3 protein-coding genes are annotated in these 7,180 nt (G+C 70.4%); 1 reads left to right on the top strand and 2 read right to left on the bottom strand.

Annotated features, from left to right (window positions below; all coding sequences use genetic code 11):
* Positions 1 to 1,736: 1,736 nt before the first annotated feature.
* Together ABZ340_RS36000 and ABZ340_RS35995 are read right to left on the bottom strand one after the other, a co-directional pair.
* A complete protein-coding gene (locus ABZ340_RS36000; RefSeq protein ID WP_358786110.1) occupies positions 1,737 to 2,420 on the bottom strand; it encodes a transposase in 684 nt (227 codons plus the stop codon).
* A gap of 52 nt (positions 2,421 to 2,472) precedes the next feature.
* Positions 2,473 to 3,957 (bottom strand): alpha/beta hydrolase, encoded by a 1,485-nt coding sequence (locus ABZ340_RS35995; RefSeq protein WP_358786109.1) that lies wholly within the window; start codon positions 3,955 to 3,957, stop codon positions 2,473 to 2,475.
* Positions 3,958 to 4,670: 713 nt separating this feature from the next.
* Here ABZ340_RS35995 and ABZ340_RS35990 point away from each other — a divergent pair.
* On the top strand, positions 4,671 to 6,053 hold the full coding sequence (locus ABZ340_RS35990) for an erythromycin esterase family protein (protein WP_358786108.1): 1,383 nt from the start codon (positions 4,671 to 4,673) through the stop codon (positions 6,051 to 6,053).
* Positions 6,054 to 7,180: the final 1,127 nt, after the last annotated feature.

The raw sequence follows: 7,180 nt of genomic DNA, 5'->3' as shown, positions 1-7,180 counted from the left end.
CGGCCCGCGCCCGGTGCGGGGGGCCAGGGGGGCGCGGGCGGCAGGAGGCACCCGGGGCGCCGCCGCCGCCGGCGCCGGCGCCGGCGCCGGCGGCCACAGGCTCGGGCTCGGGCTCGGGCTCGACCAGCGTGACGCCCAGCGTCTGGCGGCTGTCCCACCCGGCGGGGGACGGCCAGGGGCGTCCACGGATGCCCGCGCCGGGCTGGGTGGGGCATCCCGGCAGCCGCCGTGCCGGCCGTTTTGGCGAGGGTGGTGGTGGGACCGGCGTACTGAAGGCGTTCCTCGTCGTCGTACATGCCCAGCGGCAGCGTCCGGGGAACAGCCAGGGGCCGGTGACCGCGCCGACGACCGCCTCCGTCGTCTCGCGCGTCTTGTACTTCTGCCGGCCCCGTACCGAGGGACGGTAGGGATCGTCCAGCTGCCTGAAGACCACGCCCGCCATACCGGCCGACGCCCGCGTAAACACTCGCACACCGTCTGTGCCTCGGTGGCCGACGAGCACAGCGCCCAGTGAGTACCGGCTCGGTGGGGGCACCCACCGTGACGGTACCGTGCCCTTCGTCCCCGGGTGCCAGACGGGTGAGGCTGGTCGGGTCACTGTGGCGGCGAGCTGGGAGGAAGCGCTCGTGCGCCCCTTCAGCGACCTTCCCCGCCGCGGCCGGCCCGGTGGACCGTCGACCGCATGGGGCATACCGGAACAGGGCGGGAATGCGTGGGACGGGGCGACGACACCCGGTGCCCTCGGACGGGGGAGATCGAGGTGGTGCCCGGGCACTGGGTGTGCGAAGAATGCCGCGATCATGTCGGTCTGGACGATCTGGTGCCGGAGCGCCGCTCGGCGGACGACTCGCTGACGAGGCCACTGGGTGATCCGCGGGAGGCCGGGCATGGCCCCGGACGGGCCGCGTAGGAGGGTTGATGGCGCCTTGCGGCGCCTACAGGGCGGCAGCGAGTACGCCGGCCAGGGCAGCGTGGCACGCCCGGCCGGTCGGCGGTCCTGCCTTCCTCCGCGAACTGCGCGGCCGGCGCGTCGAACGCGGTCACGTGCTGGCTGGCGGCTCTCGGACAGGACGGGTCCGGCTTTTGACCGTGTAGGTCTGCGCGGCTCCGTTCCCGAAGGCCATGTTGATGACCGCGGCGGTCCTTGTTCGGGCTGGTGGCTGTGCGGCTGAGGGCTTTGTGGCTGCCGTCGTCGGGGACATGGCTGCTTTCCTTGGCGTCGATGTGGGCCGGTTCGCCGGGTTGGGCGTGCGCGGAGCGGTGGACGGGTTCGTGGGTGGCCTGGCCGGTGGCGGCCAGGGTGGGCGGGCCGTGGCGGTCGGGGATGCGGTGGGCGGTGGAGGCGGTGATGCCGGTACGGGACGCGGCTGGCCGGCCGCGCCGGTGCGGTGCTCGTGCTGCAGGCGGACGGCCTGTTGCTCGACCTTGGCCGGGGTGCGGTGCGGCTGGTGGTGCGGGCAGTGGGAGCGGCCGTACATGCCCGCTGTCCTGCGGGGCGCCGGTAACGTCCGGCCCGGCGGGCCGTGGTCGTGTGGCTGTCCTGGAAGTGTTCCGCGGCCCGCCGCAGCGGCCATCCGCCGTCCACGACCCATCGGGCCAGACGCGGCCTGCCGGTCGGGGCAGCGGGGCAATTGCGGTGGGACAGCGAGGGACTTTCGGCGGCGGTAGATGGCGCAAGCCACGCCGAACCCAGGGGCCCTCACCTCTTTGAAAGGCCGCTCAAGGCGTGCCGCCCGTCACCGACGTCCCCGGGCAGCACACCCAGGGCCTGTGCGATGTGGGGATCGGCCGGCTGTTTGCAGGAGATCTCCGGGCCATATCATCAAGGCGCGGAGTTCCAGGCCGGCGAGGTAGCTCCCAGGCGTCTTGTCGAAACGTGGGGCGATGCCACACCAGTCCTTCAGCCGGTTGATCAGTCGCTCGATGGTGTTGTGATCACGGTAGAGGCCGGCGCCGAAAGCAACGGGACGGCCGCCCCGGCTGCCCTTCTTCTTGAGGTTGGCAGCCTGGTCCTTCTTCTCCGGGTCAGCCGCCTTGATGCGGCATTCGCGCAAGGGGGCGCGGTGGGCGCGGGACGAGTACGCCTTGTCCGCGACGACCGCGACGACCGGGTGCGGGGCCGGCCGACCTGCAGACGGACGCGGATCTTGTTCAGCTTCGGCGACGAGGTCCTCCAGCATGAGGCCCTCCAGCAGGGCGGTGAAGACGCCGGCATTCCTCCAGATCCGGAAGCGTCCGTAGACGGCCGGCCAGGGCCCGAACCCACCGGGCATCTCACGCCATTGAGCGCCTGTCCTGAACCGCCAGATCACTCCCTCGAACTGATCCCGCAGCCGCCCGGGAGACGGACCGTACTCGCCCATCGGCAGGAACGGATCGATCAACTGCCACTGGTCACCGGCAACTTGTCTGCGCGTCACGATCGTCTTCCTGCCGGATCCGCCTTCCAAGCGAATCCGGATCGGCGAGTTGTCAGGACGGCACGGCGGGGCAGCTGGTGCCCCGCGGCGGGACTGTCAGGTCGGTGAGGTAGCTGTCCACGGCGTCCTCCATACACGGGCCGCTGGTGACGCTGCCGTGGCCGTGGCCTTCGTAGGTGAGGAGCGCGCCGCTGCGGCCGAGCTGCCGGGCCACCGAGACCGCCCACGGGTAGCCGGTGGCGGGGTCGTGCAGCGCGTTGGACACCAGGATCGGCGGGGCACCGTGTACGTCCAGGCGGTGCTGCGGGTTGGCGGTCGGCGCGCCCAGACATGCCGCTGCCATGTGGATCGGCAGCAGATACGGCAGGTCAGGTGCCGTCATGTTCATCATGGCGACCAGCGAGGCGTACTCCCGGTAGTCGCGCACCGGCAGGTGCCAGTCCGAGCAGAAGACCGGGGTGGCCAGAGGCAGCGGCGCTGTCGAGGTGGGCGACGCCGGCAGCGGCCTGCTCGCCTCCATTCCCGCGATCGTCGTGGCCAGGCCCGCATAGTCGGCCTTGTAGAACCTCTGGAACGCGATCTTGTTGACCAGGTCCGAAGACGACAGCGAGATACCCGGCTTCGCCGGGTTCGCCAGCTCGCCGCGCTCGGCCCGTGCCAACAGGCCCTGCCAGACGGCGCGGACGTCGCGGCCGTGCAGCGCGCAGTCTGCGGCACCGTCGCACCACTCCACGAACTCCTGGAAAGAATCCTCTGCCGCGACCGCCTCGGACCGCAGGAAGTCACGGGTGGCCTGCACGCTGTGGTCCATGACGCTCTCCAGCACCATCGCGCGCACCCGGCGTGGGTAGGTCTCGGCGTACTGCGCCCCGAGCAGCGTGCCATACGAGCTGCCGTGGAAGGTCAGTTTCCGCTCGCCGAGGGCGGCCCGGAGGGCGTCCACGTCCCGGACCGTCTGGGCGGTGTCAAGGTGGTCGAACACCGGGCCCGTACGGGCCCGGCAGTCGGCACGGAGCCGCCTGTTGTACGCCATGGTGGCGTCGAAGTCCGCCTGGCTCTTCAGCTCCGGTGACGGCCGCTCGGCAAGCAGGGCGCCGGAGCAGGCCACCGGGTTGCTGCCGCCCACGCCGCGCGGGTCGAAGCTGACGATGTCGAACCTGCGGCGGACCTCGGGGCTGAACCGGCTGATACGGCCCACCACCATCTCCACACCCGAATCGCCCGGCCCGCCGGGGCCGAACACCATCGAGCCGACGCGTGCGCCGGGGTCGGTGGCCTTGCGGCGGGCCACAGCCAGGTCGAGTCTCGGCCCGTCCGGGTGGGTCCAGTCGACCGGCACCGAAAGAGTGGCACACTCGGCTCCCGGCTTCTCCGGGTCACCACACGGTGCCCACCGCAGGGTCCCTTCGGCAGACGGCGACGCGTGGACCGCGGGAGCGGCGGCGAGGCCGGTGATGACGGCCATGGCGGCTGACACGGCCACAGCCGTGCCTCGCGCGGCAATGCGCCGCAGTGCGGCTCTGCCCCTTAACGGCATGGATCCTCCTCGTGATGAGAGCGGTGGTGTCAGGCGTGCAGACCCGGCCGGGGCACCGTCGTCACGTTAGATGCTCTGTCCACCGTGTGGAGCCCCTGTCAGGGGCTTCTCCGGGTCTGGTGGGGGATCGCTCAGGGGCGATCGAGGCCCCAGGACGAAAAGGTCCGGGTCGGGTCAGGGAAAGGGCTCCGTCGCAGTCTCGGTCAGCCCGTCAGCCCGTCAGCCGACGCCGACCTCTACGAGGGGGAAACACCACCGAGCGGCTGATCGACAAGCTCGAGGCCGCAGCATCGGCCCCCGATACGACATAAAGCCAGACAGTCACCTCGCAGGCCTGCTCCTCCGCGCCTCGATGATCTGGACGAAAGCCCTCACTCGGCCCACCCATTGATCACGACTCGATACGCGCCCTGGCAACCTCAGCAGCCGCCAGGGCCGGGTTCGGGTTTTCGGGCCCGCATCCGGCGGCCGGCCGTCGGCGGCCGGCTCCGCGCCGACGAGGACCTCGCGGTGATGATCGTTCACGCCATTGCGCGTGGTGCGGTCCTCACCTGGCTGTCCGCGGGCGAAGCCCCGCCGCCGTACTGCTGTGGCCCAAGGGCGGCAGGCCCCGGAGCGGCCTCTGCACTCCAGTGGACCTGTGGTTGTCCCCAGGAGAAAAACTGAGGGTGGCAGGCTGTCCGGGGCCTGCCGCCCATCGGCAGTCTTGATCCATGCTTGTATCGCACAGATCACATCGACTGCATCGGTTACTGCTGCTCCTGCTGGCGCTGACGCTCGGGGTCGGCACGCTGACGGTCGTCGCCGGACCGGCGCACGCACACGCGATGACCGCCACCGATCCGGTGCGCGAACTGGCGCGCGTCGCGGAGCCGCTGCGCACCACGGAGCCCGGTGTCCCCGGCAGCGATCTGCGCCCGCTCGGCCGCATGATCGGCTCGGCGAAGATCGTCGGGCTGGGTGAGGCCACGCACAGCTCCCGGCAGTTCTTCACGATGAAGCACCGCGTCTTCCGGTACCTCGTCGAGGAGAAGGGCTTCACCACGTTCGCGCTGGAGGCGCCCTGGTCCACCGGCCTGGTCCTCAACGAGTACGTGTTGTACGGAAAGGGTGACCCGGAAAAGCTCATGCGGGAGGAGTTCCAGAGCTCGTACCGGATATGGAACACCCGCGAGTATCTCGAACTGCTGAGGTGGATGCGCGCCCACAACGTCCGCCACCCCGACCGCCCCGTGCAGTTCATGGGTGAGGACAACGGCTACGCGGGACCTGAGCTCTTCGCCGAGGTCACGGACTACGTGTCCGCGCACCACCCGGAGCTGCTGCCGCAGTTCCGCCGCCTTTACCGCGAACTCCGGCCGACGGGGAGTGTGGAGGAGACCGTCAAAGAGAATCTGGCCAGGCCCGTCGCCGAGCGCGAGCGGACGGCTGCGGATGTGCGGCGCGCCTACGAGCTGCTGCGGGCGCAGGGGCCGGACGAGGACCGGCAGGCTTACGAGTGGGTCCTCCAGCACGCCAGGGCCATCTCCCAGACCGCCACCCTCTACGCGTACTACGACTTCTCCGACCCGGAGAAGATCGCTCGGGCCATGCTCTACCGCGACCGGATCATGGCGGAAAACACCGTGTGGTGGCAGCGGCACACCGGCCACCGGATGCTGCTGTCGGCCCACAACGGTCATGTCTCCTACGAGTCCGACAACCCTGAGCAGTATCCGAAGACCCAGGGGGAGTTCCTGCGCCAGATGGTCGGGGCCGAGTACATGAACATCGGCTACACCTTCGGGCGGGGCTCGTTCAACGCGATGGACCTTACGGACCCCAAGGAGCCCTACCGCCGCTTCTCCGTGGAGCCGCTGGGCACCGGCAGCAACGAGGAAGTGCTGGAGCGAGTCTCACGCCGGGACTACTACTTCGATCTGCGGACCGTGCCCGAGCCGACGCGAGACTGGCTGATGGCGAAGAGGCTGACCCGCTCCATAGGAAACGCCTGGCCGGAGGACCCCTACCAAACCTCACTCGGGCGCCAGTTCGACGTGCTGATACACCTTCACCGCGTCACGGCCGCGGACCTTCTGCCAACGGCCCAGGACTGAAGGCCTGGGCATACACACAGCGGGGCGTCACTGGCGCCGGATGAAGGGCGGGCATGGGTGAGCGCCGCGCCCGGCCGGGAGGGGACGGGTGCGGCGCTGCAGGGTGGGGCCGCTGGGTGGTGGTGCCGGGTGAACGGGCCGGGGACGACCTCGGACTGCCCTGCGCACCGACGGCTCGGCGGCCCCCGGTGTCGTCGCGGCAGGCCGGTGGAGACCGGCCGGCACTTGACCATCACTGGACCGACGCCGCCGAACAGGGCATCACCGTTGCCGCGACCCTGCTCGCCCCCGAAGCACCCGAGCCGTTCACCGCTGTTCCCTTGGGGGATGCCGGAGCCGGCGAGACCGGTTCAGGGCGTGTCCGGTTCCGGGGCCAGGGGCTCGCACGCCGAGATATCGGGTATACCTTGTCGCCGAGAGCCCGGCCCCGCGTTGCGCGGCGTGAGGCCGGATTACGGCCGGCCTGCTCCCCCTTACTCGTCGAGGAGGACAGCGGCGAGCTCTTCCACCTTCCCGGTGACGGCTTCATACGGAAAGCCCGTACAAGTTCTCCAACGTGCACGCGTGACCGTACGGACAGTGCGTCCCCGGGTACGTGCTCTCAGGTCCCGGCGGCGCCCTCGACGTCGCTGATTGCGGCACAACGCACCCACACCCGCACCCGCTCTATCCCCTTTGTCGTCATCGTCGTATCGATACCGTTCGCCGGCGCATACCGGCGGACGCACGCGGGCCGCGGGCCGGGGCGCGAGAGTACCGGAATGGTCGGTGCCGGCGATCTCATGACCCCGCAGGTTGCTCGGCCGGCCCCGGCCGGGGGACTTCTCGACGACGGTGAACACCCTCCCCTTCACCTTGCCCAGGCGGAGTGGATCATCTGGAGCCGTACGAGCCGATTGAGGAAGCACAACCTGGTGCTCCAGCCGGATGTCGCTGTCTGGCCTGCGGGTTTCGCCGGGCGGCTGGAGCAGGGTGGCCGGGGGAGAGGAGGTATCCCGGGGGTGGGGCGCAGGAGGGGTGGTATCGACGACTAGGCTGATCATCCGTTCGAACGGTGAGGGGGGAGCATGATCGACGTCGACGGATATCTGGCCGTGCTGGGGGTGGCCCGGCCGGCGGCCCCGACC

The organism is Streptomyces sp. NPDC006134 (assembly GCF_040628835.1).
GTDB lineage: Bacteria > Actinomycetota > Actinomycetes > Streptomycetales > Streptomycetaceae > Streptomyces.
This window is presented reverse-complemented; position numbering and strand designations above follow the sequence as displayed.

Bases quoted from the DNA above. Each gene is read 5' to 3' on its own strand.
- ABZ340_RS35995 (WP_358786109.1), bottom strand. From the start codon at position 3,957: ATGCCGTTAAGGGGCAGAGCCGCACTGCGGCGCATTGCCGCGCGAGGC.
- ABZ340_RS35990 (WP_358786108.1), top strand. From the start codon at position 4,671: ATGCTTGTATCGCACAGATCACATCGACTGCATCGGTTACTGCTGCTC.